The following is a 24,738-nucleotide window of genomic DNA, read 5'->3' as shown; positions in this document are numbered from 1 at the left end:
GAAAGAAGGTAGAAGGGAGTGTCTTTTATTCCACCGTTACAGATTTGGCTAGATTGCGCGGTTGGTCCACATCCGTCCCTTTCAACAAAGCAACCTCATATGCCAAAATCTGCACGGGGATTGTATAAAGGATGGGAGCTACAAAGGCATTAACATCCGGTAGGATAATAATATGCTCTGCAATATCCTTTAATTGCTCCGCTCCTTTGGCATCCGTAAAGACAAGGATGCGCCCCCCACGGGCACGGGCTTCTTGCAGGTTGGAGAGTGTCTTCTCAAACAATATTGTTGAGGGGGCAATCGCAACCACAGGGACGCTAGGGTCTATCAAGCTGATAGGCCCATGCTTTAACTCCCCTGCCGCATAGGCTTCCGCATGGATATAGCTGATTTCTTTAAGCTTTAACGCCCCTTCTTGCGCGATAGGCATACAAATACCGCGCCCCAAATATAAAATATCGCGCGCTTGTGCAATAACACGCGCCATACCACGGATTTGGTCAAAAAGCCCCAAAACCTCCATCGCATGGGAAGGAAGGTCTAAAAGACTATCGGTGAGTTCACGCTCTTTTGCCTCATCAATAAGACCTCGTTGACGAGCAAAATCGATGGTTAAAGCAGCAAGAACGGAAAGTTGTGCTGTGAAGGCCTTTGTAGAGGCCACAGAAATCTCCGGCCCAGCGACCATGCCAAGAACCAAATCGCTCTCGCGTCCCATTGTAGAATGTTCTACATTTAAAACCGAGACAACATGCTGCCCCGCTGCTTTTAACTCCCGCAAGACCCCAAGCGTATCGGCCGTTTCGCCAGATTGCGAGATAAGCAATGCAAGACCATGATTAGGTTGTGGCGGATTGCGGTAGCGAAGCTCTGAGGCGACATCAATATCAATGGGAAGGCGTGCCAATTCCTCTAGCCAATAACGCCCTACCATACCGGCGTAAAAAGCAGACCCACACGCAGTAATAGTTACTCGTGGCAAAGTGGCAACATCAAAAGGCATAGGCGGCAGAGCAATGCGCCGCGTTACAGAATCCGTAATTCTCTGAAGGGTCTGGCCAATCGCTACTGGATGCTCATGCAGCTCCTTCTCCATAAAATGACGATAACCGTCTTTGCCAATCTGCCCTGTTGTAAGGGAGGTGGTTTGGATTGGGCGATGAACTACATCGCCATGTGCATCAAAGATTTCAACATGATCACGCGTTAGGACGCACCAATCACCATCTTCAAGATAGCTGATTTGATTGGATAAAGGAGCTAAGGCCAGACTATCTGAGCCGAGGAACATCTCCCCTTCCCCATACCCAACGGCTAGAGGAGCACCATGCCGCGCACCGATGAGCAAATTATCATGCCCCTCAAAAATCATGGCAATAGCGTAAGCCCCCTGCAACTGCTTGATGGTCGCAAAGGCGGCATCTTTAGGGGATAATCCTTGTTGAATATAATCATCTAAGAGATGCGCTACAGCCTCTGAGTCCGTCTCTGTCTCAAAGCTCCGTCCCTTAGTTTCTAAGCGTTGTTTAAGGGCTACAAAGTTCTCAATGATACCATTATGGACAATAGTGACTTGTCCAGCATGATGAGGGTGAGCATTCTGTGTTGTAGGGGCACCATGCGTTGCCCAACGGGTATGGCCAATCCCTGTTGTGCCAGAGAGCGGTGTTTTCTCCAACGCATGCTTTAAATTATCTAGTTTCCCTGCTGCACGACACCGCGAGAGCTTCCCATGTTCCACCGTTGCGATACCAGCCGAATCATAACCACGATATTCCAGCCGGCGTAGCCCTTCAAAAACAATAGGGGTAGCGGGACGATGCCCAACAACACCACAGATACCACACATCAGCCCCGCTCCTTCTTTTTCCTCAACGCTGCCTGAAGGGCACGTCCTTGCTCCAGCTTATTTGCCTGACGTGCGCGCCCAAAGGCAAGAGCCCCCGCTGGGACATCATGAGTGATGATACTGCCTGCAGCTGTCATGGCCTCATCTTCTATCTTTACAGGAGCCACCATAACGCTGTTGGAGCCTATAAAACAATCATCACCAATCATCGTTTTATGTTTAAAGACGCCATCATAATTACAGCTAATGCTTCCGGCCCCGATATTGCTGTGCGTGCCGACCTCACTATCCCCCAAATAGCTGAGATGGTTAACCTTACTGCCTGCTCCAAGAGTCGTATTTTTAAGCTCTACAAAATTACCAACATGCGTTTCTTCATGGCAAAGCGTCCCCGGTCGTAGGCGGGCATAAGGCCCTATCACTGCATTTGCTTTAACGTGACAGCCCTCCAGATGTGAAAAAGCACGAATAAGACAGCCTTCCTCCAGCGTAACGCCGGGGCCGATGAAAACATGTGGCTCAATGATGACATCAGGGGCGAGCTTTGTATCTATACTGAGGAAAGTACTAGCAGGGTCAATCAGCGTAACCCCCTGCTCCATAGCGCGAAAACGCAATCTATCTTGGAGCCGTGCTTCAGCTTGCGCTAATTCCGCGCGGGAATTAATACCCGCAAGCTCCTCCTCCCCACCTTCAACGCATGTTACATGGCCTTCACGCGCAGCAAGGGCGACAATATCTGTTAGATAATATTCATTTTGCGCATTATTAGGGGTAATTTCCGCCAACCACCGCTTGAGGTCACTTACATCGGCACACATCATCCCAGCATTACAAAGGGTCGTCTGTTTTTCTGCCTCGGTGGCATCTTTATACTCAACAATACGTTCGACCATGCCCTTTTGGTCCACAATAATACGTCCATAATGCCCCGGATTGTGCGGACGCATACCTAAAAGGGATAATTTGTTATCGTGCGTATGAGCCTCTAACAGACGTTGCATTGTATCTTCTGTGAGAAGGGGATTATCTGCATAGAGGATAACAGCTTTCCCCTCTGTCAGCGAAGAGACGCCTATTTTCGCTGCATGTCCCGTCCCTAACCGCTCGGCTTGAATAATAGTTTGATGCGGCTGAACATAATGGGTAAGTTCCTCCATCCCCGGGCCGACCACAACGATAATTTGGTCAACACTATGTTGGGCCGTCTCTAGTAAATGGCCAATCATAGGGCGGTTTCCCAAGCGTTGCATTGCTTTAGGGTAGCGGGACTTCATACGCGACCCCATCCCGGCGGCCAAAATAATGGCAGTGGTGATGGAACTCATAAATGACCTCGTAACATTATTTTGGAGCTGCTTGAGCAGGAACAGCCGATAAATAAGGGGGCGTTTGTAAGACGACCAAGAGCATCCCTATCTTAGGGTGCGAGAATTGCAATCGTACTGGGATTAGCCCCGCTTTTGGGTCCCGAACAAACCATACAGACCCGGGATGAGGTGTTGCTTTTGCATCCTTAAAGGGAGACCCAATGGAAAAACCGCCAATCTGCTTTCCCGTAAAGTCGCATCGCATCGCATCCCCGGTATAGAAAGGGTGATGGTCTTTAGGGAGTGTTGTTTTAAAGGGGCCGTGCATATCCATGTAAGAAAGACGAATCCCATCAAAAACGGATTGCCCCGTAGTACAGCTCTGATGGACATCCATGTGATGGACTAACCCGATGAGATAGCTGAGCATATCCACAGACTGCCGGAACTCTACTTCTGGCATAGCCTCTCGCCCTGTTTCCGGCGGTTGAAGCACCGTGACATGAGGGCCTGCATGGTCGAACTCAATGTGTGTATGCAGCTCTTCTCCGCGAGAGAAGCCGCGATTATCATAAGACAAGGGCCGTGTGCTCGCTTCATTAAAATGACCTTGCGCGGTGCTGAGTAAATTAACTGTAAAAAACCAACTCGCTAAGCCAACGCTATAAAGATGCGTCTGTATGCCATAACCCCAAGGGTGAAGCACATAATCAGCATCAACATTTACAAAATGATAGCCACGTACATATATATTATAATGGAGATGAATATTCTGCCCTATAGGTTTTTCTTTAGCCACCATTGCAGGAGGTAAGGGAGATGACTGAGCCATCCCAACCCCCGCCCCCCAAAAGCAGCTCCCCCCTATTAAAAGGGCGGAGAGCCATGCGATGCGATAAAGACGTTTTATAAGGTGATTATACATCAAGATTAGCGACCTTTAGAGCATTATCGACGATAAACTCACGCCGAGGCTCCACAACATCCCCCATTAATGTAGAAAATACTTGGTCAGCATCCTCACTATCACCAACCTGTACTTGCAGAAGGGTACGAGTAGCCGGGTCGAGCGTTGTGTGCCAAAGCTGCTCATCATTCATCTCACCAAGGCCTTTAAAGCGGTTGATAGCCAACCCGCGCCGCCCTTGTGTGAGGACTTGCTCCATCAACAGCCCCGGACCAGAGAAATGATGTTCTTTCTGGTCTAATTGCAATGTGACGGGCTGGGCAAAAATCTGCGCTAACCATTCTTGCTGCATACGGAGACGCCGTGCCTCACTAGAACGCAGAAGCGTAGGCTCGAACACATAACGCTCCCCCACACCACGCAAGAAGCGGCGACATATGATGGCATTGCCCTCACATTGAACCTGCCAGCCTCGTTCATTCTCAGGCGAGACTTCTTCAAGCCGTGTACGAAAGCGATCAAGGGCTTGTTCACGCGCTGAAGCCTCAGCATCAACAATGCCACTCACAGCAGCTTGGTCCATAATCCACAGCGGAATCCGAGCAGAAAGCGCGCGCAAATCTTGAGCAATATTACTCAACCGGTCAATAACGACACGCAACGCCTCTCCTGTTAAGGATTGACCATCATGCTGCGTAAGAGCAGCGTTATGGAGGGCTTTATCGAGCAGATAAGCATCAAGAGCCGGCTCATCTTTAAGATACCGCTCCTCTTGCCCGCGTTTAGCGCGGAAAAGCGGTGGTTGCGCGATATAAAGATGCCCATTCTCAATAAGTTGCGGCATTTGACGGAAAAAGAAGGTCAATAACAAAGTCCGAATATGGGAGCCATCCACATCCGCATCAGTCATAATGACTATCTTATGGTAGCGAAGCTTCTCAATATTAAAGCCTCCCTGCTCTACAGGGCCATGGCCAATCCCTGTCCCAAGGGCTGTAATAAGCGTACCAATCTCCGCAGAGCTTAACATGCGGTCAAAGCGGGCGCGCTCGATATTGAGGATTTTACCACGTAACGGCAAAATCGCTTGGAAACGTCTATCCCGCCCTTGCTTGGCCGTTCCCCCAGCGGAATCCCCCTCAACGATAAATAATTCTGCACCCTCTGGGTTACGCTCCTGACAATCGGCCAGCTTCCCCGGTAGGGAGGACACATCCAAAATACCCTTACGGCGTGTCAACTCACGAGCACGGCGAGCGGCCTCACGGGCATTAGCAGCATCGGCAATTTTCGCAATAACGGTGCGGCCTTCCTTCGGGTGGGTCTCAAACCAATGGCTAATCATATCAGCAGCAATGGTATGGACAACGGGCTGAACCTCGGAGGAAACCAACTTATCTTTAGTTTGGGAGGAGAACTTTGGGTCCGGCACCTTAACGGAGAGAACAGCAGAGAGACCCTCCCGCATATCCTCACCTGTAAGGTTATTTGTCTCTTTTCGACTACTTAATCGAGTCGCGTATTTCCCAACGGCGCGCGTCAAAGCTTGACGGAACCCCGCAAGATGCGTGCCCCCATCACGTTGAGGAATGTTGTTGGTAAAGCACAACATCGTCTCGTGGAAGCTATCATTCCAGCATAACGCAAACTCTACACGAATACCGGAGGCCTCATCTTGCAACTCTCCTGTGATGGGAGGATCAATTAAGGCTGTCTTGGAGCTATTGAGCCATTGAACAAAGGCTGTCAGCCCGCCTTCATAATGGAAGATAACTTCGCGTGGTTCGCTATGGCGTTCATCTCGCAAAATAATCCGCATACCGGAATTAAGGAACGCTAGCTCACGCACACGCCGCTCTAAGATACTAAAATCGAACTCCGTTTTGGAGAATGTCTCAGCACTTGGTTTGAACGTGACCTCTGTGCCACTTTCCTCAGAGGACTCCCCGACAACTTCGAGCGGTGCTACAGGCTCCCCGTGACGGAAGCGGATAAGATGCTCTTTCCCTTGTCGCCAAATGCGTACATCCATCGTCTCTGAAAGAGCGTTGACGACAGCAGCCCCCACCCCGTGCAACCCGCCAGAGACTTTATAGGAGTTTTGGTTAAACTTCCCTCCTGCATGCAGCTTAGTCAACACAACCTCGGCTGCACTGATTCCTTCTTCCTCATGCATATCTGTTGGGATGCCACGGCCATTATCACGCACCGTGACAGAGCCATCCCCATTTAGGGTTAATATGCAGTAGGACGCAAAGCCTGCTTGCACCTCATCCACGGCATTATCAATAATTTCAAACACCATATGATGCAGGCCAGAGCCATCATCCGTATCACCGATATACATGCCGGGACGTTTGCGGACAGCATCCAGCCCACGCAAGACGGAGATAGACGATGCGTCATATTCCTCATGGTTGGAAGAGGGAGTCTCCGGTTGGTTTTGGGATTCTGACATGCCTACGCATTACTCCGGTTTGAAAGAGACGGATTTTCCATGAATATACTGCGAGAACCCGCTTATGACCAGAGCTATTCCCTCCCCCTTTCTGGCAGGAGTGTTCCGTTACGAATGGTTATAAAATCTGCATGACCTCGCAGGGGGGAAAATAATGCGGCTTCTGTACCGGTTAAGAGTATGGTTGTTTTTAAAGCACGCAAACTTTCCATCAAATTAATACGCCGCTTTTCATCAAGATGAACTAGTGGTTCATCAAGCAAAATGAGCGGAGCATATCCTAAAAGATGCGTTATAGCTTCTGCATGGGACAAAATAATACTTAGTAGCATGATTTTTTTCTGCCCACTGCTGGATTGTATAGCGTCCCGCCCTGTTGCTTGGTCTTTTAAACTCATATCGGCCCGATGTGCGCCGAGGGAGGTGCTTTTGCGGACTTGGTCTTGCTGGCGTGCTTGCTGGAGAGCCTGACGCAACCAGTCCTCAACCTCTATAGCTGGTTTTGTTCTAAGAGCCTCTGCAATGGGGCAATGCAGCTCTATCATCGTATGAGGAAAGGCCTTATTCCCAAAGGGAGTTGCCCCAAGAGTGTCTATCAGATTCATCCGGGCGACAGTTGCCGCTACAGCGTGACGACTTATGGATGTTTCGAGCGAATCAAGCCAAGCGGTTTCTTGAGGATGTTCTTGTAAGACACGGTTACGGCTCGTCACGGAGCGTTCATGTGCGATAAGCTGCTGGGTATGGTCTGGGATAAGAGCTACAGTGAGACGGTCTAAGAAACGCCTGCGCCCAGAGGCTCCGTCTAAAAACAAACGATCCATTTGCGGGGTAAGCCACACACAAGAATAAAGCTGAGCAATCTCTGCGTGGGTGCGTGGTTTTTCCCCATCTAGTAGAAAAACACGGCGACCCTTCCCCGCTGCAACCCCGGTAGCGAGCTGGAAATCATGCTCCCCCCTCTCCAAATGTGCAGCGACACCCCAATCTGTTGTCCCATGGCGTGGCAAAAGAGACGCTGGGGAGCTTAACAAGCCCTGCCCCGGGGCAAGGAGAGACAGGGCCTCTAAAAGATTAGTCTTCCCGCTGCCATTTTCTCCGGTGAGGACAGAGATACTGGCAGCGGGCTCCCAAACACAACGGCAATAATTACGGAAATCCGTTAAGGTAAGACGGTGTAACCGCAAGGCGGCACTTAAACCCGGATAGGCATAAGAACGTAAAGAACAGCAGGCTGCTCCGTATCGCGAATCAATGTCGGTGAGGAGCTATCCGCTAAAGCGAACTCCGCCTCCGCATCAATTTGGTCGGTAATATCCGTTAGATAACGCGCTTGGAAGCCAATCTCCACGTCATCACTATCGTAACTGACGCTATTTTCATCCAACTCTTCTTGGGCAATCCCTTGGTCAGGGCTGATCGCTGAAAGCGTAAGATGATTCTTTGTTACCGTCAGCTTGATAGGGCGAGAACGCTCTTGGCTAATCGCTGCCACACGCCCAACGGCCGCGGCAAGATCCTGCTTGCTAACGCGCAAGATACGGCTGTTATTCTGCGGGATAACGCGTGAATATTCAGGAAAAGTCCCATCCACAAGTTTAGAGGTCAGCAAGATGGAGCCAATACGGAACTGGATGCGCGTTTCAGAAAGGGCCACCTCAACATCTGCGCCATCATTATCCAGTAGCTTTCGCACTTCTGTAACCGTTTTGCGCGGAACAATAATGCCGGGCATGGACTTAACACCGAGTGGGGCCTCTGTATCCACTTTGGCCAGACGATGCCCATCTGTCGCAACGGCACGAAGATAGTTCTTCTTACCCTCCAGCACGACATGGAGGTAAATCCCATTGAGGTAATAGCGTGTTTCCTCATTGGACATAGCAAAGCGCGTACGGTCAATGAGAGTGCGCAACTCCCCTGCTTGGATGGTGAAATGATGAGGAAGGTCCCCTGCAACCATAGCAGGGAAATCATCCACCGGCAGGACATTCAAGCTCGTAGCATACCGCCCAGCCCGCAGGTGAAGTGGCTCTTCTGCGCTCTCCTGATTGAACTCAATCTCTGCACCATCGGGCAATTTACGGACAATCTCGAAAAGAACAGCAGCGGGAATGGTTACCGCACCTGCGCGTGTCGCTGTGGAAGGAATCTCCTCCACAACAGCAATTTCCATATCCGTAGCGGTTAAGCGGAGAGTCTCGCCATCATGTTCTAGCAAAACATTGGCAAGAATGGGGATGGTATTTCGCTTTTCGGCAACACCATTAACATGGGACAAAGCACGCAGAAGCGGCGCGCGATCAACCTTAAACTTCATGATAACCCCAAATCTTACCGAATGCGTGTAGTATGGCCTTCTAGCAAGGAAAAGAATATTTTGAAAGCGATTTTAGCTTTCTAGCATGTGCTTTAACAGCTCCACACTTTCTGCCAAACCGGGGTCTTGCTCCATAAGCTCTGCTACACGGTTGACGGCGTGCATAACGGTCGTGTGGTCCCGATTACCAAATTTACGGCCAATTTCTGGCAGGCTCCGGCTTGTGAGTTGCTTGGCAAGATACATAGCAATCTGTCGTGGCCGTGCAACAGCACGTGCCCTACGCGCGGAGGACATATCCGTTAGGCGGATATTAAAGTGCTCCACAACTTTCCGCTGAATCTCATCAATCGTAACGCGCCGTTCATGCGCCTTGAGCATGTCTTTGAGAACATCCTGCGTTGATTCCAGCGTAACAGGACGGCCAACCAAATCTGCATGAGCGATGAGGCGATTTAACGCGCCTTCCAGCTCACGCACATTAGTGGTGATTTTATGCGCTAAATATTCCAAAACCTTTGGTGGAACAGGAGTGCCCGATGCCTTCGCTTTTGCCTCAAGGATGGAAATACGCAACTCAAAGGTTGTCGCATGAATATCCGCGACCATCCCGCAACCTAGGCGAGTTCGTAGTCGGTCTTCCAACCCTGATAAGTCTGAGGGGCTTTTATCTGCACTGACAATAATTTGTCGCCCTGCATCAACAAGCGCATTAAATGTATGGAAGAACTCTTCTTGTGTACTATTCTTACCGATGAGGAACTGGAGGTCATCAATCATCAAAACATCAACAGACCTTAATTGTTCCTTAAACTCCATTTGAGATTTAGACTGCATGGACGCAATAAAACGATACATGAACTTTTCGGCCGACATATAAGCGACCGAAATATTACCCCGGCTCATAAGCTTTAGGCCGATAGCATGCATGAGATGGGTTTTGCCAAGCCCAACGCCACCATAAAGGAAAAGAGGGTTAAAGCCGGGGCTTGCTGGCTGGTCTGCTACCCGCCCTGCACACGCATAAGCGAATTCATTCGGCTTACCGACAACAAAATTATCAAAGGTAAAACGGCGATCCAACGGCACAGCGAGGTCATTACGCACATCCACGGAGGGACTAGCCGCAGTCGGGGAGGTCTCTTTTTCGGCATCCAAAGCCGCAGCATCTTCGCGAGCAAAAGCCGCTATGTTATGGGAGGACTTAGAAGACGGCGCATGGCTCCCATTCGACATAGGGGCGCGCTGTGCTTTTTTATCAATCTTTAACTCAACATGCTGCACATGCGGCGTTTCCTCCCGCCACAAAGTTTGCAGTCGCTGGCCATATTGCGTACGGACCCAATCCCTCAAAAAACGTTCTGGGAGATAGAGCGTAATCTCATCATCATCCAACGGCCCAAGCGTGATGCGCTGAATCCATGATTGGTACTCTACGTCTCCAACCTCGGCTTTTAAACGGTCACAAATGCGGAGCCATGCGGCGTGGAGAGAAGCGGCATCAGCAGAGGCCATAGCAGCATCCTGAGCTTTTTCCACTTCTATTCTCCATTATAATTTATAAGTCACCAGCCAGAGTAATGCCCGCTGGAAGGCGCAATCAAGCTTTTTTGCCTATGCAAACAGGATATAGGCCATTTTCCCATAAAGAGGAACGGACAGCATATCACTGTTGACAGGAAAAAAGAACGCGCCCATAGGCGCGCCCAAAATGCTCCGCCATAATATTAGCGGAGCAGTAGGTTACAAACCTAACCTCAGGCCGCAGACAGAGCCTTAATGCGAGCAGAAAGGCGGGAAAGCTTACGGCTAACCGTATTGCGTGCAATCACACCCTTACCAGCAGCGCGTTGCATCTCAGGCTGAGCAGCACGGAGAGCCTCGGCTGCTGCTGCCTTGTCGCCAGAAAGAATCGCTTTTTCGACAGACTTAATGAAAGTCCGCATACGAGACAGGCGAGACGCATTGCGCAGACGACGGCGTTCATTCTGACGGATGCGTTTACGGGCGGATGCGTTATTTGCCATGAGCTTCAAGTTTCCTGCGGATAGTTCGCTAAAAATGATGCTTGCCATCTACCCTTCTGTTTAAGTCTCGTCAAGCATTCTCTTTATTTTTCTGACAATGAGGGCAAAAGAAGGTTGAACGCCCATTTTGGGTTATACGTTCAATAAGCCTCTGCCGAGCAGCCTGCGTGCAGGATGGGCAAGGCTCTCCTTCCCTCCCATAAACAAGGTGAAGATTTTGAAATGCCCCCGGTGTACCGTCTGTATGCACATAATCCCGTAAGGTTGACCCTCCCGCTTTGATAGCAGCATCTAAAATCTCAATAATAGCGTGATGCAGCCTAACAGCATCTTGCTGGGTTAAGCTTTTTGCCTCCCTTTGGGGATGCAACCCCGCACGGAACAGGGCCTCACAAACATAGATATTGCCAAGCCCTACGATTTTCCTTTGGTCTAGCAAGGCCGTCTTTAATGGCATCCGTATTGTACGGCACAGCCCGTAAAGGTAATCTGCTGTAAAATGTGGCGATAGGGGTTCTATCCCAAGATGAGCAAGCTGAGGCTGCTGACTCTCCTCATCTGTGCGGAATAGAGCCACCATACCGAAACGGCGCGCATCAACAAAAGCAATACGCTGGTCATCATTCGTCCAAAATACGAGATGCTCATGTTTGCGCGAAGCGGGCGCGAAGATAGTCGGGTCGATAAAAAGACGGCCAGACATGCCGAGATGAATCAGTAGGCTCCACCCATGTTGAAAATCGATCAAGATGTATTTAGCCCGCCGCCGCAACTCTATAATAGGGTGATGAAGTGGAATCGTTGCCAGCCCAGCGGGAAAAGGGGTGCGTAAATTAGGGCGATTTACGTCAATCTTCCCAAAACTCCGCCCCATAAGGCAAGGCTTCATATTTTGAAGGATAGTTTCTACTTCTGGGAGTTCTGGCATAAATCCTCATAATGAGATAACGATGGTTTTATGACTGAGACCCATTCTTCCCATATTCCCTCCTCGCCGTCAGCTGATTTTGATAATGAGCGCGCTGATTTCGGCTATCGTGATGTTCCTCGCCACGAGAAGAAACCCCTTGTCAGGCAGGTTTTTGAAAGTGTTGCAGGAAAATATGACGTGATGAATGATGCGATGTCCCTAGGGATTCATCGCGTTTGGAAGCGCATTTTCGTCACTATGCTCTCGCCTCAACCCAACCATCACCTGTTGGATTTAGCCGGTGGGACGGGGGACATTACCTTTGGTTGGCTACGCCGTGGTGGAGGGCGCGCTGTCCTCTCAGATATTAACGAGGCCATGTTAGAGGTAGGACGGCAACGCGCTATCAATGCCGGTTTGATCGGGAAGATGGATGTGTGCGTCATTGATGCCGAATCACTCCCCTTCCCTGATGCCTCAATGGATAGGGTCTCCATGGCATTTGGATTGCGGAATTGTACGGATAAAGAGGCTGTATTGCGCGAAGTACGCCGCGTCCTAAAGCCCGGTGGTCGTTTTTTATGCCTTGAGTTCTCTAAAGTAGATATTGCAGCCCTCTCCGCGCTTTATGATCTCTGGTCCTTCCAGGTGCTCCCACGCATGGGCCAGATGATTGCTGGGGATGCGGAAAGCTACCAGTATCTCGCCGAGAGTATTCGTATGTTCCCAGACCAAGAGACATTAGCGGGAATGATGCGCCAAGCGGGGATGGAGCGTGTCTCTTACCAAAATCTCTCAGGTGGGATTGTCGCTATTCATTCTGGTTGGCGGCTTTGAGAGATGGCCCGTATTCTACTCATCATAAGCGGTGGTATTGCCGCTTATAGAGCGTTGGATGTTGCACGACAGCTCAAGCGTGATGGGGTGGAGGTTGTCCCCGTCATGACGCATGCCGCTCATCATTTCATTACCCCTTTATCGGTAGAAGTGCTGTGCGGTCAGGCTGTTCATACAGAGCTTTTTCAACCGGGAGGTGAGAGTGATATCGGGCATATTTCTTTAGCGCGCTCGGCTGATGCTATTGTAGTATGCCCTGCAACAGCAAATCTCATGGCACGCATGGCGCATGGTATGGCTGATGACCTCGCAACAACTCTTTTACTCGCCACGGATGCCCCCATCTTACTCGCCCCTGCGATGAATCCGCATATGTGGGAGAATCCTGCCACACAAGCCAATGTAGCTCTATTGCAACAACGAGGCGTAAAGATAATCGGCCCTGCGCATGGTGATGTTGCCTGTGGGGAAACGGGACGTGGTCGTCTAGCCGAGCCTAAGGTCATTCTTACTGCCATCCGAGACATTATCTCTCATAAGCAGGCTGATTTAAAAGGGCGGCGTATTTTGGTCACAGCCGGCCCTACAGTTGAACCGATTGACCCGGTGCGGTTTATATCAAACCGCTCATCAGGTTTGCAGGGCTATGCCATTGCAGAGGCCCTCGCTGCCCGTGGGGCGGAGGTGCATCTTATAAGTGGTCCTGTATCCTTACCAACACCCCCTCATGTTACGCGGATTAATGTCCAAACAGCACAAGAGATGTATGAAGCTTGTTTGGCTCACTTACCCGTTGATGCTGCCATTTGCGTAGCCGCTGTAAGTGATTGGCGCGCTGATACGATACAAGCCCATAAAATCAAGAAAAAGGGGGATGAAGCCGCCCCTACCCTCTCCTTAGTGGAAAACCCCGATATTCTCGCTACCCTCTCACATGCAGAGCAACGACCTGCTTTGGTCGTGGGGTTCGCTGCTGAGACGACTCACCTACAAGACTATGCACAGCAAAAGCGGCAAAAGAAGGGATGTGATTGGCTGTTAGCGAATGATGTCAGCAAGCATCAATTTGGCGGGGCAGAGAACCAGGTTCTATTCCTGACAGGCTCTGGGGTGGAACCATGGCCTGAAATGTCCAAGCAGGACCTTGCTCAGCACCTAGCGGATAAAATTGCTTCATTTTTTCATCAAGAGGCTCCTTAAATTATGTCAGCGTCTATAACGGTTCGTATTGTACGGCTGCCTCACGGCCACGATTTAGACCTCCCCACTTATGGGACAGCCGGGGCAGCGGGGGTGGATATGCAAGCCGCTGTGGAGGCCCCCCTCACCATTAAAGCTGGGGAACGTGCTTTAATTCCCACCGGCTTGTCTATCGCCTTACCAGCAGGGTACGAATTACAAATCCGCCCACGCTCTGGCCTTGCGCTAAAATACGGGATTATGGTTCCCAATAGTCCCGGCACGATTGATGAAGATTATCGCGGGGAGATACGCATTATTCTCATCAATGCTGGGGCTGAGGATTTTGTGATACATCGTGGGATGAGGATTGCGCAGGCTGTCCTTGCGCCTGTTGTTAAAATAGCGTGGCAGGAATGTGAAAGCCTTGATACAACAGAGCGTGGCCATAACGGCTTTGGCAGTACGGGCCATTAACGGGAGTTTTTCTGCCCATGAGGAAGCATCTCCTCTCCTTTGCTCTTATCTCGCGCATTGAGGGCAGCTGTCTGCGTTGGTTGGTCGCACATGGCGGCAGTGGCTTATCCTGTTGTGCGTTAATGCTTGGGGCCTTATATGGGCTTTCCCTCGGCTTTGGCTTGGAGGCATTTGCCTTTCTTCCCCCATTATGGAACGCTGCCTTTTGGACGCTAGGCGAAGTCGCCGCTGCTTTGTTAAGCGCAGCTATCGGCCAGTTCGCCCTATTATCCCTTGCAGCTTATTCAGCTTTTATCAGGCGGGGCCTCTCTGCAGTAACAGTAATTTTGGCAGGGATTCCCTCCCTTTGTTTGCTTGGCTTATTCTCTGCCGTGCTCCCCTCCTTTTGGAGCATCGCATGTATGGCGGCTTTTAGCCTCATTGCACGCAGCTTATATGCAACTTTAAAGACAGGGCACGACATCCCAACAGAGTTTTTAAAGACAGCACGCGCATTACGGCTGGGTTATGGGCAGATGTTCTGGCGATTACATGTACCCTTTGCCTTCCCGGAGCTTGTGCAGTCTGTCTTGTTAAATCTCCCAGATTTCTGGCTTTGCCTCTTTGGGGGGGAATATCTGCTCGCCTTCTGCCATCCAGAATGGCATCCGGGTTTAGGAGGCTATGCCTATACGGCTTTAGTGCAACATCATATAGCGGCAATATGGCTTGTAATTATTATGAGCCTTGGTTTGATGGCCCTTGTTCAGCATGGCTTAATAGCCCCCTTGCTCGGGCATGGTAAACGCTATGCTGTGTGCAGCCTAGACAACTTCAAAAAAGTACCCCCTGAATCACGCTTGATGATGAAATGGCGTGATTATAGCGTTGTCTCACAAATGGTTATCCTCATTCTATCCGCTGGTTTTTTAACCTATCTGATGTGGCCATGGCCGGTTGATAGTCTCCGTTTTTTAGGGCCTCTGAGTTACGTTTTAGCGGCTGTCTGCATTATTGGGCTTTTCTGGGGCTATATAGGAGGCCTAATTTTAGGCTTACCTAAACCCTTCCAAAAGCTAATAAGTTATGTTGGCTTTGTTGTGAGCCTCTTTCCTATATATGTGATGTTCCCTTATTTAGAGAACATCATTCCTGCTATATCTTTACCAGCACTAGCATCATTAGGTATTGTAGGATGGAATATCGCCTATAAATCGAAGAGGGAGGATATAAAACGACTATTCCTTATGGGCGAGCAATTACATTTACCCAGTTTTCCTCTATGGCAGAAGGTTAGATTGCCCTTACTATATCCCATCCTTTGTGAGTCCATTGCACTCGCCCTCCCTTTTTTTTGGGATAATGTGTATCTAGTGAGCTTTCTGGGCCATGATGGAGCACTATCGTCTCCAACATCTACACTTTATGCGATGGTGCATGGTCAATCTTATGGTCAAGAGATGCTCTTCCTCGCCTTAATGACCGCACTTGCCCTATCTGTACGCTGGGGAGTGTGTATGCCATTACAAGAGCGCGTAACGCGCCGTTATGGGATTTAACTCATGAATACACTTCTACGCCTAGTTGACTGCACACAAGTTGCTCAAAAGGCCCGTAACCAAGACCTTCCTATTGTTGAGCAGATTAATATGGAGGTGCAAGAGGGTGAGATTCTAGGCCTTGTGGGGCGTTCTGGCTCTGGTAAATCAAGCTTATTAAAAATCATGGCCGGGCTTGAGCAGCCTAAAACGGGCACTGTTTTTTGGAAGGATGATAAAGCCACTCCCCTAGCTTTGGAGGGGGTATCCATCATTTTGCAAGATGATGTTCTTTTCCCGTGGTTGACCGTACGGGAGAATATTCTCCTTGCCCTAGAAGCTAAACGCCAATCCAAAGCAGAGCGGGAAAAAATAGCCAGTGCGATTATCGAGGTGTTGGATATGGATGGCTATGAAGGGGCTTATCCGAGAGAATTATCCGATGCATTAGCAGAGCGTACCTCTCTGACACGTGCCCTAGCTCGCCAACCTGAGATTTTGTTACTAGATGAGCCTTTTTTAAATATTGACCATCTGAGTGCCGAAAATCTGCGAACCGATTTGATTGAATTATGGCAGGAACATCGCCTAGGCCCGCTTAAAGCTATGGTTCTCGCAACCCATGCGATTGAAGAAGCCGTTTTAATGTGTGACCGGATATTGCTCTTTTCATCGGGGCCGGGGCGCATCACGCATGAAATCCGTGTCCCCTTCCCGCACCCACGTAACCGGCATGATGAGCAGTTCCGTCATTTTGTGGACCAGATTTATACATTGATGACCTTGCGCGCCCCTAGTGTCTCGGAGGCGGAAGCCATGCCATCGGCAGAGATACAGGATGAAAGCGAGCTGTTCCTTGTCTTGCCTGATTTATCTATCGAGATGTTGGTCGGACTTATGGAAGCGTTGGAACATGCGCCTCATTCTGGCCGTGCTGACCTCCCAGAATTAGCCCAACATCTCCAAATGACTTTGGATGACCTTTTCCCATTAGGAGAAACATTGCAATTATTGGACTTCGCTGACCTTGAGGATGGCGATATTATCTTAACCCAAACCGGACGTACCTTTGTGGAGGCCGATGCTGATGCACGGCGCGATATTATGCGTGCCGCTCTGCTCCATGCTGTTCCACTGTTAAAATTGATTCGCGGCACATTGGATGAACGCAACAGCCACGCTATTGATGCAGACGTCTTTCGGCGGCGATTGGAAGAATCTATGTCGATAAGCTTTGCTCGGCAGACATTAAACACGGCCATCTCATGGGCACGTTATGCCAATCTGTTCGATTATGATGAGGAGACGGACCGCATCTTACTAGAAAGTGAAGAATAACAGCCCGCCACCTTTTTAGGGGTTGGGGAAAGACTATCCTAGTCTGCTGGCTTTAGACGATCGCGATAAAGCTTGCGTGCCTTAGCAACCTTAGGGGCCACTACGGCGGCGCAATAAGCGGTTTCGGGGTTGCGCGCAAAGTAATCATGGTGGTCTGCTTCGGCCTCCCAAAAATGAGCCGGACCTTCAATCGCTGTTACGATGGGGTCATTCCAAATCCCTTGCGTGGCAATTTCATCACGAATTGCCCTCGCTATGGCTTGCTGGGCCTCATCTCCAAAAATAACGGACCGATATTGCGTCCCCACATCATCGCCTTGTCGATTAAGTTGTGTTGGGTCATGCGTGGTGAAGAAAACACGCAGAATATCTTCAAGGCTAATCTCGCGCGGATCAAAACGAAGCTCTACAACTTCCGTATGGCCTGTATGGCCTGTGCATACCTCTTTGTACTGTGGATGCTCCGTATGCCCGCCTGCATAACCGGGTTTAGCGGTTATAATACCACGCAATCCCTTAAAAATCGCCTCAACACACCAGAAGCAACCGCCTCCGAGGATAATTGATGATGCCTCTGCCATAACGCCTCTTTGTCTCATAAATCAGTCCCCTATCATATGGGAAGCTAAATGCATTTAGCTAGGGGAGCAAAGGGAAATGAGAGATGCTTTTCACATCTTTCATTTTTCTTATTTTATGTTACCTATTCTTACCACAACATGCCTTTGAGCGTTTCTTTTTAAACGAGGTTCTTCATGCCCGCCTATCGTTCTCATACTAGTACTCACGGCCGCAATATGGCGGGGGCTCGCGCTCTATGGCGTGCAACCGGCATGAAGGATGATGATTTTAATAAACCCATTATCGCCATCGCTAATTCCTTTACCCAATTTGTTCCCGGTCATGTTCACCTCAAAAATATGGGGGCATTAGTCGCATCCGCGGTGGAAGAAGCCGGCGGTGTTGCTAAAGAGTTTAATACAATCGCCGTGGATGATGGCATCGCGATGGGTCATGGCGGGATGCTCTATTCCCTCCCCTCGCGGGAATTGATTGCTGATTCTGTGGAATATATGGTCAATGCCCATTGTGCCGATGCGTTAGTCTGCATCAGTAATTGTGATAAAATTACGCCGGGCATGTTAATGGCTTCGCTTCGGCTGAATATCCCGACCGTTTTTGTCTCTGGTGGCCCTATGGAGGCTGGCAAAGCGGATATGAACGGCATTGAGCGCGCAGTGGACCTTGTAACCTCCATGGTGGCCGCAGCGGATGAGCGCGTTAGTGATGATGTTTCCGCCCAAGTAGAGCGGTCAGCCTGCCCAACATGTGGGTCTTGCTCTGGGATGTTCACCGCTAATTCTATGAACTGCTTGACAGAGGCTTTAGGGCTGTCTCTACCAGGCAATGGGTCCCTTCTGGCAACGCATAGTGAGCGGAAAAACCTCTTTCTTGAGGCTGGCCGTTTGAGCGTTGAGCTTGCCCGCCGTTGGTATGAGCAAGAAGATGAGCGCGCGCTCCCCCGTGGGATTGCGACAAAAGCAGCCTTTACCAATGCTATGACGTTAGATATCGCCATGGGAGGCTCCACCAACACCGTGCTGCATCTCCTCGCCGCCGCACACGAGGCAGGCGTTGATTTTAAGATGAGCGATATTGATGCTCTCTCCCGCAAAGTGCCACATCTCTGCAAAGTTTCGCCTTCTGTACCGAATGTTCATATGGAAGATGTCCACCGCGCTGGAGGGATTCCAGCCATTCTTGGGGAGTTAGACCGTGCTGGTTTGATTGATACGAGTGCAGCTACTGTTCATACGCCCAGCTTAAAAGAAGCCCTTGCAGAATGGGATATTGCCCATGGTAAGGAGAAAGCAACAGCCTTCTTTAAAGCCGCACCGGGTGGTGTGAGAACTGTTGAGGCCTTCTCCCAAAAAAGCCAATATAAAACATTGGATACAGACCGTCAGGCTGGTGTATTGCGGGATAAGGATCATGCTTTCTCCCAAGATGGTGGGTTAGCTGTCCTTTATGGTAATTTAGCAACGGATGGAGCCATCGTAAAAACAGCGGGCGTTGCTGAGAATATCCTGACATTCAAAGGGCGCGCTCGAGTGTTTGATAGCCAAGATGCCGCCGTCACAGCCATTTTGGGTAAGCAGATTATCCCCGGCGATGTTGTTGTCATCCGTTATGAAGGCCCCAAAGGTGGACCGGGCATGCAGGAAATGCTTTATCCAACCAGCTATTTGAAATCTATGGGGTTGGGAGAAGCCTGTGCCCTCATTACTGATGGCCGCTTCTCTGGGGGGAGCTCTGGCCTCTCTGTTGGGCATATGTCACCAGAAGCTGCAGAGGGTGGCTTAATCGGCCTTGTTGAGGAAGGCGATGCCATCATCATTGATATTCCCAAACGCGTCTTACATTTGGACGTTGCCGCAACGGAGATTGGAGCGCGGCGTGCAGCTATGGACGCCAAAGGGGCCGCAGGCTGGCAACCGCAGCGTGAGCGTATTGTGTCCACTGCTCTAAAAGCTTATGCCGCCATGACGACCAGCGCAGCACATGGGGCTGTGCGCGACCTATCTCAGATTATTATCAAAAAACGCTCCGTCTAAGCGTTAAGATTCCCCATAAAAAAGCCTGCCTCCAAAAGGGCAGGCTTTTTGATTCAGCATGATGCAACGCCTAGCTAATCCGGCTTAAAGCGGTTTTTTGTTTCTTCAACTCATGCAGGAAGGTTTCCAACCGCTCCCGGTTCTCTTGCACAACTTCCGCTTTAGCACGCGCGACAAAGTTCTCGTTAGAGAGCTTCTTTTCAACCTTCCCAATCTCGCTTTCAAGACGGGCAATTTCCTTATTCAAGCGCGTCTTTTCAGCTTCGAGGTCGATCACACCTTCAAGCGGCATGAAAATGGTTGCCTCATCTAAGATGATTTGCGCGGCCATTTTCGGCGGCTCATTGGTAAGAACTGTCACTTCAGACGCACGCGCCATTTGATCAATCGCCGCTTTCCAGCTCTGGGCACGCTCGATTGTCTGAGCCGAAGCATCACGCAAGAGAAGTGGTGCCTTTTGTGAAGGCGGCACGTTCATCTCTGCCCGCACGGTTCGCACCTCACTAATGAGACGAACCACCCAATTCACTTCATCCGCGGCAGCGTGAGCCTCTTTCCTCTCTGGAATAGTCGGCCAGTGCCCCACAATGGAGGCCCCATGATACCCCAATTTCTGCCATAAGGTTGCTGTGACAAAAGGAATAACGGGGTGCATCATCTGTAAGATGACACCCAGAACATAGGCAGCAGCCGCTTTTAACTCCTCCGCCTCTGCCCCACCGCTACGGAATACAGGTTTGGAGAACTCGACAAACCAATCACAAAAGATGTTCCAGACGAACTGATAACAGCAGCGCGTATAATCATCAAAGCGTGATGCTTCCAGCGCGGCATCAGCTTGCACAACAGCCTTGCGCGCTTCCTCCACAATCCAACGCGCTAATGTTGATTGCACCTTAGCTGGATTAAACTCTAAGTGGGGCTTCACACCATTCATCTGCAAAAAGCGTGAGGCATTCCACAACTTGGTGATGAAAGCACGATGCTCCTCCACCTTACCGCGCCCAAGCTTAATATCACGCCCCAACCCGGCCCCGGCCGCAATAGCCAGACGTGTCGCATCAGCCCCATATTCGGCAATCAAATCCAGCGGATCAATCCCATTGCCGCGGGACTTGGACATTTTTTGCCCTTTTTCATCCCGCACCAGCCCATGAATAAGAATCTTCTGGAAGGGCACCTTCCCCATAAAGTGAAGGCCCATCATCATCATCCGCGATACCCAGAAGAAGATAATATCAAACCCTGTGACCAATGTGCTGGTTGGGTAATAGAACTCTAATGCCTCTGTCTTATCCGGCCATCCCAAGGTCGTAAACGGCCATAAGGCTGAGCTGAACCATGTATCAAGTACATCCTCATCCTGCGTTAAGGATACAGAAGGCCCCGCTTGTTGTTGGGCTTCTTCCGCGCTCTCTGCCACATAAGTTTTACCATCGGAGCCATACCATGCGGGGATTTGGTGCCCCCACCATAATTGACGGCTAATACACCATGGTTGAAGCTCTCGCATCCACGCGAAGAAAGTGTTCTCCCACTGGCGTGGCTCAAAGCTCATAGCCCCGTTTTTAACCGCATCAACAGCAGGTTGAGCGAGTTTGGGTGCATCGCAATACCATTGCAGTGTCAGACGTGGCTCTACAACAGCCCCCCCACGCTCCGCAGTCGGGACTTGTAGAGTATGCGGCTCGATTTTCTCCAGCCATTCCATCGCCTCAAGCCGCGCGATAATCTTTTTACGCGCTTCATCGCGATGTAGCCCTTCTAGGGAATGGACAAACTCTAAATCGCTAATGCCATCATGCTGGGTGAACTCTCCACGCACCTCATCCAGCCAAATGCAGGCCCCTTCATCAAGGATAGTTGGGGCAGGGAGATTATGCCGCTTACCGACCTCAAAATCATTAAAATCATGAGCAGGAGTAATCTTAACAGCCCCTGTTCCCTTTTCTGGATCGGAATGTTCATCCGCTACAATGGGGATAGAACGCCCCGTTAGAGGCAATATAACCTTCTGCCCGATGAAGGCTTGGTAACGCTCATCTTCTGGATTCACCGCTACGGCAACATCACCCAGCATAGTTTCTGGCCGGGTCGTGGCGATGGTGATATGCGCTCCGCTCTCTAACGGGTAGCGGATATACCACATAGAGCCTTTAGTTTCTTTATTATCCACCTCTAAATCAGAAATCGCAGAACGAAATACCGGGTCCCAATTCACCAAACGGCGGTCCCGATAAATAAGCCCCTCTTTATGGAGCTGAACAAAGACCTTACGCACCGCGCGTGAGAGGCCTGCATCCATTGTAAAGCGTTCACGCGTCCAATCAGCAGAGGCCCCTAACCTGCGTAATTGCTTGATAATCGTGCCGCCATATTCATTCTTCCACTCCCAGACGCGCTCAATGAAGCGCGGGCGGCCCAGCTCTTTACGGTTTATGCCCTCTTTGTCCAAAGCACGCTCAACCACCATTTGGGTAGCGATACCAGCATGGTCTGTGCCGGGTTGCCATAAAACATTCGCCCCTTTCCCCCGCTGCCAGCGAATAAGAATATCCTGCAAGGTAAAGGTCAGAGCATGGCCGAGATGGAGTGTCCCCGTCACATTCGGCGGCGGGAACATGATGGAATAGGCTGTGCCCTTATCCTCAGGGTGAGCCTCAAAAATACCAGACTCTTCCCATTGCTTATAAAGCGTATTTTCATAATCAGCCGGGGTGAAGGCCTTCTCTAACTCAGAGGCAGCTAAGGGTGTGTGGGAGGTCTGTTTAGGCATGCGCTCACATCTTAATATATGGTCTTCATTGATAAGACCTTCATATCATCGACCGTGAGGCTTGCCGATAGGCCGCCCTTAGAAAAACCCCTTTTATCGTCCCGGAATATTCGTTTTATAATCGCCAACGCCCCATAGGCGGGTCTTCACAGCGTTATAATAGGCTTTTTCATCATAAAGTGGGACGTCCAATTTCAGATCAATCGCCGTGAGACGACCCATAGCGCGCGCAATATCGTAAGATGATGTCACCAAAGCTGCTGCATTTTGAATTAAAAGACGCTGAGCTTGCAATAAAGATTGCTGCTGCTGAAGAACAGATAAGGTTGTCGCTGTCCCCATCAGAGCTTGCCGCTCCACCCCAGCAAGGGCAGCCAAATTAGAGGAGACAGCAACTTTATTGCTTTTTAGCGTTTCTTGCGTTGCTATATAATATTGCCAGCTAGATGATGTTTGTTGCAGAGCCAAACGCCGCTGTACATCTACCTCATGTCGTGCTGCAATAGCTGTTTGCCGTGCCTGACGTACCGCCGAATATTCACTGCCCCCCTGATAAATAGGCACTTGCAACGTCAGAGACGCAAACTTGTTATCTTGCAAAGAATCATCTGATGCTTGGTCCCTAGAGCGTTGATACCCTAAGCCTGCTGTAATCTTCGGCAAAATAGCAGCCATTTGGACGGAGATATTATCCTTCTGCTGCGCCTCGTTAAAAAGTGCGGCAATCACATTCGGATTGTTCCGCACGGCTTCATCCACAGCTTCCTTTTCTGTCCGTACAGGTAGGGCCAAAGGCTGAGGTGGCACGAGATCCGGCGGAGCCGGGACACCAATGGTCTGTAAATAACTTGCTTGTGCCGCTTGGAATGTTCCCTCAGCCTGCTGACGTTCCGCCGTAGCGGTAGCCAAAGCCCCTTGCGCCTGCGCAACATCAGTACGGCTTAGCTCCCCAAGACGAAAACGGCGATTCGTAGCGTCAAGTTGTTGTTGTAAGGACCGCTCGTTATTAATACTCACCTGAAGGAGTTGCTTATTACCAACAACCTTCACAAAAGCTTCCATCGCATTATATAAAACTTGCTGCTCAGTCGCGATGAGGCGGGCACGTTGAGCAAAAATCTGGTTCTTAGCCATATGAATGCCCGCAACCGTCTTACCACCTTGATAAATTGGCTGCGTAACAGAGACACTAGCATTATAACCGCCATTGCTATAACGCTGCTCGTTCGGGATTTTTACGTTGCGCCCCATCAACTCAGTTAACTGACTATAACGGCTACTCCCTTTATAATAGGTTAAACCCGCACTGCCAGTAATGGTCGGACGCCAACCGGCCATAGCGGCGGACATTTGCTCATCCACAGCACGCAACTGCGCCCTTGCTTCACGCAGCTGAGGATTGGTTAGATACGCCATAGAGAGGGCTTCTTTTAGTGTATGAGGGATAAACTCGGAGCGACCTGCCCCCTCAATCGTCTGCGCGGACGCATAACCAGCCCCCAGCCCTAAGCTTGTAATAAGCCCTAGTCCAAGCTGAATAGACCGTCTATTTTTCAAAAATGCGAAGAGAGGGAATGTCATAGCGATAATCTATCAGGGCCTGCAGTTACAAAAAACCATTGGCGTGAGTATAAGGCAGAACAGGGTGAAAAATAAGTAAAAAAAATCTTGAATGTTTTTTCCCTATTGACCGGAGCGACATAATCTTTAATAGAGAGAGCGCAGCTGAGGTCTGGTGGCAGAATGGCTATGCATCGGACTGCAAATCCGCGTATGTGGGTTCGATTCCCGCCCAGACCTCCACAGTGTTATCTCGCTCTCTTCCAGTGCGCCCCCTGCCCCTTGAGTAACGGCCTTTCTCAGGGTATCGACCATTCCGGTTGGTTTTGATGCGCCCCGGTGTATCCCATGATTTTGAAAAGGTATGCTGACAGGCATAGCGTTGAGGCGGGATAGATAACAGAATCCGCAGTAAGTATAAGATTACTAACTCACAGGGGCTTTATATACTGGTTTGGCCCAACGGGCCTAAGTTACAGCCAATAAAGTTCGAACAATAATATCCAAAGATAACGCTAGCAGAGGCCAGACGCCTGCGAGATAAAGCTAGGGCTGAGTTTACCATGGCCGTATCATAAAGAACCACTCCTTCGCCCAGACATCGCCTTCTGGCAACCTCTTATATTAGAGAGCAAATACGCCCCTCAAAATTGGCTTC

General features: G+C 50.1%; 18 protein-coding genes and 1 tRNA gene. 7 read left to right on the top strand and 12 right to left on the bottom strand.

The features are described from left to right. Window positions 1-25: 25 nt before the first annotated feature. From glmS to mutM, 9 genes are all read right to left on the bottom strand, one after another. Window positions 26-1,849: a glutamine--fructose-6-phosphate transaminase (isomerizing) gene (glmS, locus tag GM557_RS04905; RefSeq protein ID WP_155573197.1), complete on the bottom strand. Its 1,824-nt coding sequence runs from the start codon at window positions 1,847-1,849 to the stop codon at window positions 26-28. Beyond that, a complete protein-coding gene (gene glmU / locus GM557_RS04900; protein ID WP_155573196.1) occupies window positions 1,849-3,177 on the bottom strand; it encodes a bifunctional UDP-N-acetylglucosamine diphosphorylase/glucosamine-1-phosphate N-acetyltransferase GlmU in 1,329 nt (442 codons plus the stop codon). The genes glmS and glmU overlap by 1 nt, the downstream gene beginning before the upstream one ends. 16 nt (window positions 3,178-3,193) lie before the next feature. Then, window positions 3,194-3,991, bottom strand: a complete 798-nt coding sequence (locus GM557_RS04895; protein WP_196424594.1) for a DUF3108 domain-containing protein — start codon at window positions 3,989-3,991, stop codon at window positions 3,194-3,196. An 85-nt stretch (window positions 3,992-4,076) separates the two neighbouring features. Further along, window positions 4,077-6,524: a DNA topoisomerase (ATP-hydrolyzing) subunit B gene (gyrB, locus tag GM557_RS04890; RefSeq protein WP_155573194.1), complete on the bottom strand. Its 2,448-nt coding sequence runs from the start codon at window positions 6,522-6,524 to the stop codon at window positions 4,077-4,079. Between the two features lie 74 nt (window positions 6,525-6,598). Continuing rightward, entirely contained in the window at window positions 6,599-7,711 is a 1,113-nt protein-coding gene (gene recF, locus GM557_RS04885) for a DNA replication/repair protein RecF (RefSeq protein ID WP_155573193.1), read from the bottom strand. 8 nt (window positions 7,712-7,719) lie between these two features. After that, window positions 7,720-8,844: a DNA polymerase III subunit beta gene (gene dnaN, locus GM557_RS04880; RefSeq protein WP_155573192.1), complete on the bottom strand. Its 1,125-nt coding sequence runs from the start codon at window positions 8,842-8,844 to the stop codon at window positions 7,720-7,722. Window positions 8,845-8,916: 72 nt separating this feature from the next. Further along, the gene (dnaA, locus tag GM557_RS04875) at window positions 8,917-10,359 is read right to left on the bottom strand and encodes a chromosomal replication initiator protein DnaA (protein WP_155573522.1); all 1,443 of its coding nucleotides are present in this window, start codon (window positions 10,357-10,359) and stop codon (window positions 8,917-8,919) included. Window positions 10,360-10,601: 242 nt separating this feature from the next. Next, window positions 10,602-10,871, bottom strand: coding sequence for a 30S ribosomal protein S20 (gene rpsT, locus GM557_RS04870; RefSeq protein WP_155573191.1), 270 nt, complete (start codon window positions 10,869-10,871; stop codon window positions 10,602-10,604). 70 nt (window positions 10,872-10,941) lie between these two features. Continuing rightward, window positions 10,942-11,799, bottom strand: coding sequence for a bifunctional DNA-formamidopyrimidine glycosylase/DNA-(apurinic or apyrimidinic site) lyase (gene mutM / locus GM557_RS04865; protein ID WP_155573190.1), 858 nt, complete (start codon window positions 11,797-11,799; stop codon window positions 10,942-10,944). Between the two features lie 30 nt (window positions 11,800-11,829). Between mutM and GM557_RS04860 the strand changes: the two genes are divergently transcribed. From GM557_RS04860 to GM557_RS04840, 5 genes are read left to right on the top strand one after another with little or no spacing between them, the layout of a single operon-like run. Beyond that, window positions 11,830-12,618, top strand: a complete 789-nt coding sequence (locus GM557_RS04860; RefSeq protein WP_099027325.1) for a class I SAM-dependent methyltransferase — start codon at window positions 11,830-11,832, stop codon at window positions 12,616-12,618. A 3-nt stretch (window positions 12,619-12,621) separates the two neighbouring features. Next, window positions 12,622-13,818 carry a bifunctional phosphopantothenoylcysteine decarboxylase/phosphopantothenate--cysteine ligase CoaBC gene (gene coaBC / locus GM557_RS04855; RefSeq protein ID WP_155573189.1) on the top strand — a complete coding sequence of 399 codons (1,197 nt, stop codon included), beginning with the start codon at window positions 12,622-12,624 and terminating at the stop codon, window positions 13,816-13,818. 3 nt (window positions 13,819-13,821) lie between these two features. Then, window positions 13,822-14,274 (top strand): dUTP diphosphatase, encoded by a 453-nt coding sequence (gene dut / locus GM557_RS04850; protein ID WP_155573188.1) that lies wholly within the window; start codon window positions 13,822-13,824, stop codon window positions 14,272-14,274. A gap of 17 nt (window positions 14,275-14,291) precedes the next feature. Next, window positions 14,292-15,812, top strand: a complete 1,521-nt coding sequence (locus tag GM557_RS04845; RefSeq protein ID WP_155573187.1) for an ABC transporter permease subunit — start codon at window positions 14,292-14,294, stop codon at window positions 15,810-15,812. A 3-nt stretch (window positions 15,813-15,815) separates the two neighbouring features. Then, window positions 15,816-17,129: an AAA-associated domain-containing protein gene (locus tag GM557_RS04840; RefSeq protein WP_155573186.1), complete on the top strand. Its 1,314-nt coding sequence runs from the start codon at window positions 15,816-15,818 to the stop codon at window positions 17,127-17,129. Window positions 17,130-17,167: 38 nt separating this feature from the next. Here the strand turns inward: GM557_RS04840 and msrA are convergent, their stop codons facing one another. Next, on the bottom strand, window positions 17,168-17,710 hold the full coding sequence (msrA, locus tag GM557_RS04835; RefSeq protein WP_155573185.1) for a peptide-methionine (S)-S-oxide reductase MsrA: 543 nt from the start codon (window positions 17,708-17,710) through the stop codon (window positions 17,168-17,170). Window positions 17,711-17,884: 174 nt separating this feature from the next. On the opposite strand from msrA, the gene ilvD reads away from it, so the two are divergent. Next, entirely contained in the window at window positions 17,885-19,744 is a 1,860-nt protein-coding gene (gene ilvD, locus GM557_RS04830; RefSeq protein WP_155573184.1) for a dihydroxy-acid dehydratase, read from the top strand. A gap of 70 nt (window positions 19,745-19,814) precedes the next feature. Here ilvD and GM557_RS04825 read toward each other — a convergent pair whose 3' ends face one another. Beyond that, the gene (locus GM557_RS04825) at window positions 19,815-22,520 is read right to left on the bottom strand and encodes a valine--tRNA ligase (protein WP_155573183.1); all 2,706 of its coding nucleotides are present in this window, start codon (window positions 22,518-22,520) and stop codon (window positions 19,815-19,817) included. A 93-nt stretch (window positions 22,521-22,613) separates the two neighbouring features. Beyond that, the gene (locus tag GM557_RS04820) at window positions 22,614-24,101 is read right to left on the bottom strand and encodes a TolC family outer membrane protein (RefSeq protein WP_155573182.1); all 1,488 of its coding nucleotides are present in this window, start codon (window positions 24,099-24,101) and stop codon (window positions 22,614-22,616) included. 148 nt (window positions 24,102-24,249) lie between these two features. Here GM557_RS04820 and GM557_RS04815 point away from each other — a divergent pair. Continuing rightward, a tRNA-Cys gene (locus GM557_RS04815) sits at window positions 24,250-24,323 on the top strand. The last annotated feature ends 415 nt before the right edge of the window (window positions 24,324-24,738 follow it).

This window comes from Bombella sp. ESL0385, from assembly GCF_009725755.1.
In the GTDB taxonomy this organism is placed as follows: Bacteria; Pseudomonadota; Alphaproteobacteria; order Acetobacterales; family Acetobacteraceae; genus Bombella; species Bombella pollinis.
This window is presented reverse-complemented; position numbering and strand designations above follow the sequence as displayed.

Bases quoted from the DNA above. Each gene is read 5' to 3' on its own strand.
- glmS (WP_155573197.1), bottom strand. From the start codon at position 1,849: ATGTGTGGTATCTGTGGTGTTGTTGGGCATCGTCCCGCTACCCCTATT.
- glmU (WP_155573196.1), bottom strand. From the start codon at position 3,177: ATGAGTTCCATCACCACTGCCATTATTTTGGCCGCCGGGATGGGGTCG.
- GM557_RS04895 (WP_196424594.1), bottom strand. From the start codon at position 3,991: ATGGCTCAGTCATCTCCCTTACCTCCTGCAATGGTGGCTAAAGAAAAA.
- gyrB (WP_155573194.1), bottom strand. From the start codon at position 6,524: ATGTCAGAATCCCAAAACCAACCGGAGACTCCCTCTTCCAACCATGAG.
- dnaN (WP_155573192.1), bottom strand. From the start codon at position 8,844: ATGAAGTTTAAGGTTGATCGCGCGCCGCTTCTGCGTGCTTTGTCCCAT.
- dnaA (WP_155573522.1), bottom strand. From the start codon at position 10,359: ATGGCCTCTGCTGATGCCGCTTCTCTCCACGCCGCATGGCTCCGCATT.
- rpsT (WP_155573191.1), bottom strand. From the start codon at position 10,871: ATGGCAAATAACGCATCCGCCCGTAAACGCATCCGTCAGAATGAACGC.
- mutM (WP_155573190.1), bottom strand. From the start codon at position 11,799: ATGCCAGAACTCCCAGAAGTAGAAACTATCCTTCAAAATATGAAGCCT.
- GM557_RS04860 (WP_099027325.1), top strand. From the start codon at position 11,830: ATGACTGAGACCCATTCTTCCCATATTCCCTCCTCGCCGTCAGCTGAT.
- coaBC (WP_155573189.1), top strand. From the start codon at position 12,622: ATGGCCCGTATTCTACTCATCATAAGCGGTGGTATTGCCGCTTATAGA.
- dut (WP_155573188.1), top strand. From the start codon at position 13,822: ATGTCAGCGTCTATAACGGTTCGTATTGTACGGCTGCCTCACGGCCAC.
- GM557_RS04845 (WP_155573187.1), top strand. From the start codon at position 14,292: ATGAGGAAGCATCTCCTCTCCTTTGCTCTTATCTCGCGCATTGAGGGC.
- GM557_RS04840 (WP_155573186.1), top strand. From the start codon at position 15,816: ATGAATACACTTCTACGCCTAGTTGACTGCACACAAGTTGCTCAAAAG.
- msrA (WP_155573185.1), bottom strand. From the start codon at position 17,710: ATGGCAGAGGCATCATCAATTATCCTCGGAGGCGGTTGCTTCTGGTGT.
- ilvD (WP_155573184.1), top strand. From the start codon at position 17,885: ATGCCCGCCTATCGTTCTCATACTAGTACTCACGGCCGCAATATGGCG.
- GM557_RS04825 (WP_155573183.1), bottom strand. From the start codon at position 22,520: ATGCCTAAACAGACCTCCCACACACCCTTAGCTGCCTCTGAGTTAGAG.
- GM557_RS04820 (WP_155573182.1), bottom strand. From the start codon at position 24,101: ATGACATTCCCTCTCTTCGCATTTTTGAAAAATAGACGGTCTATTCAG.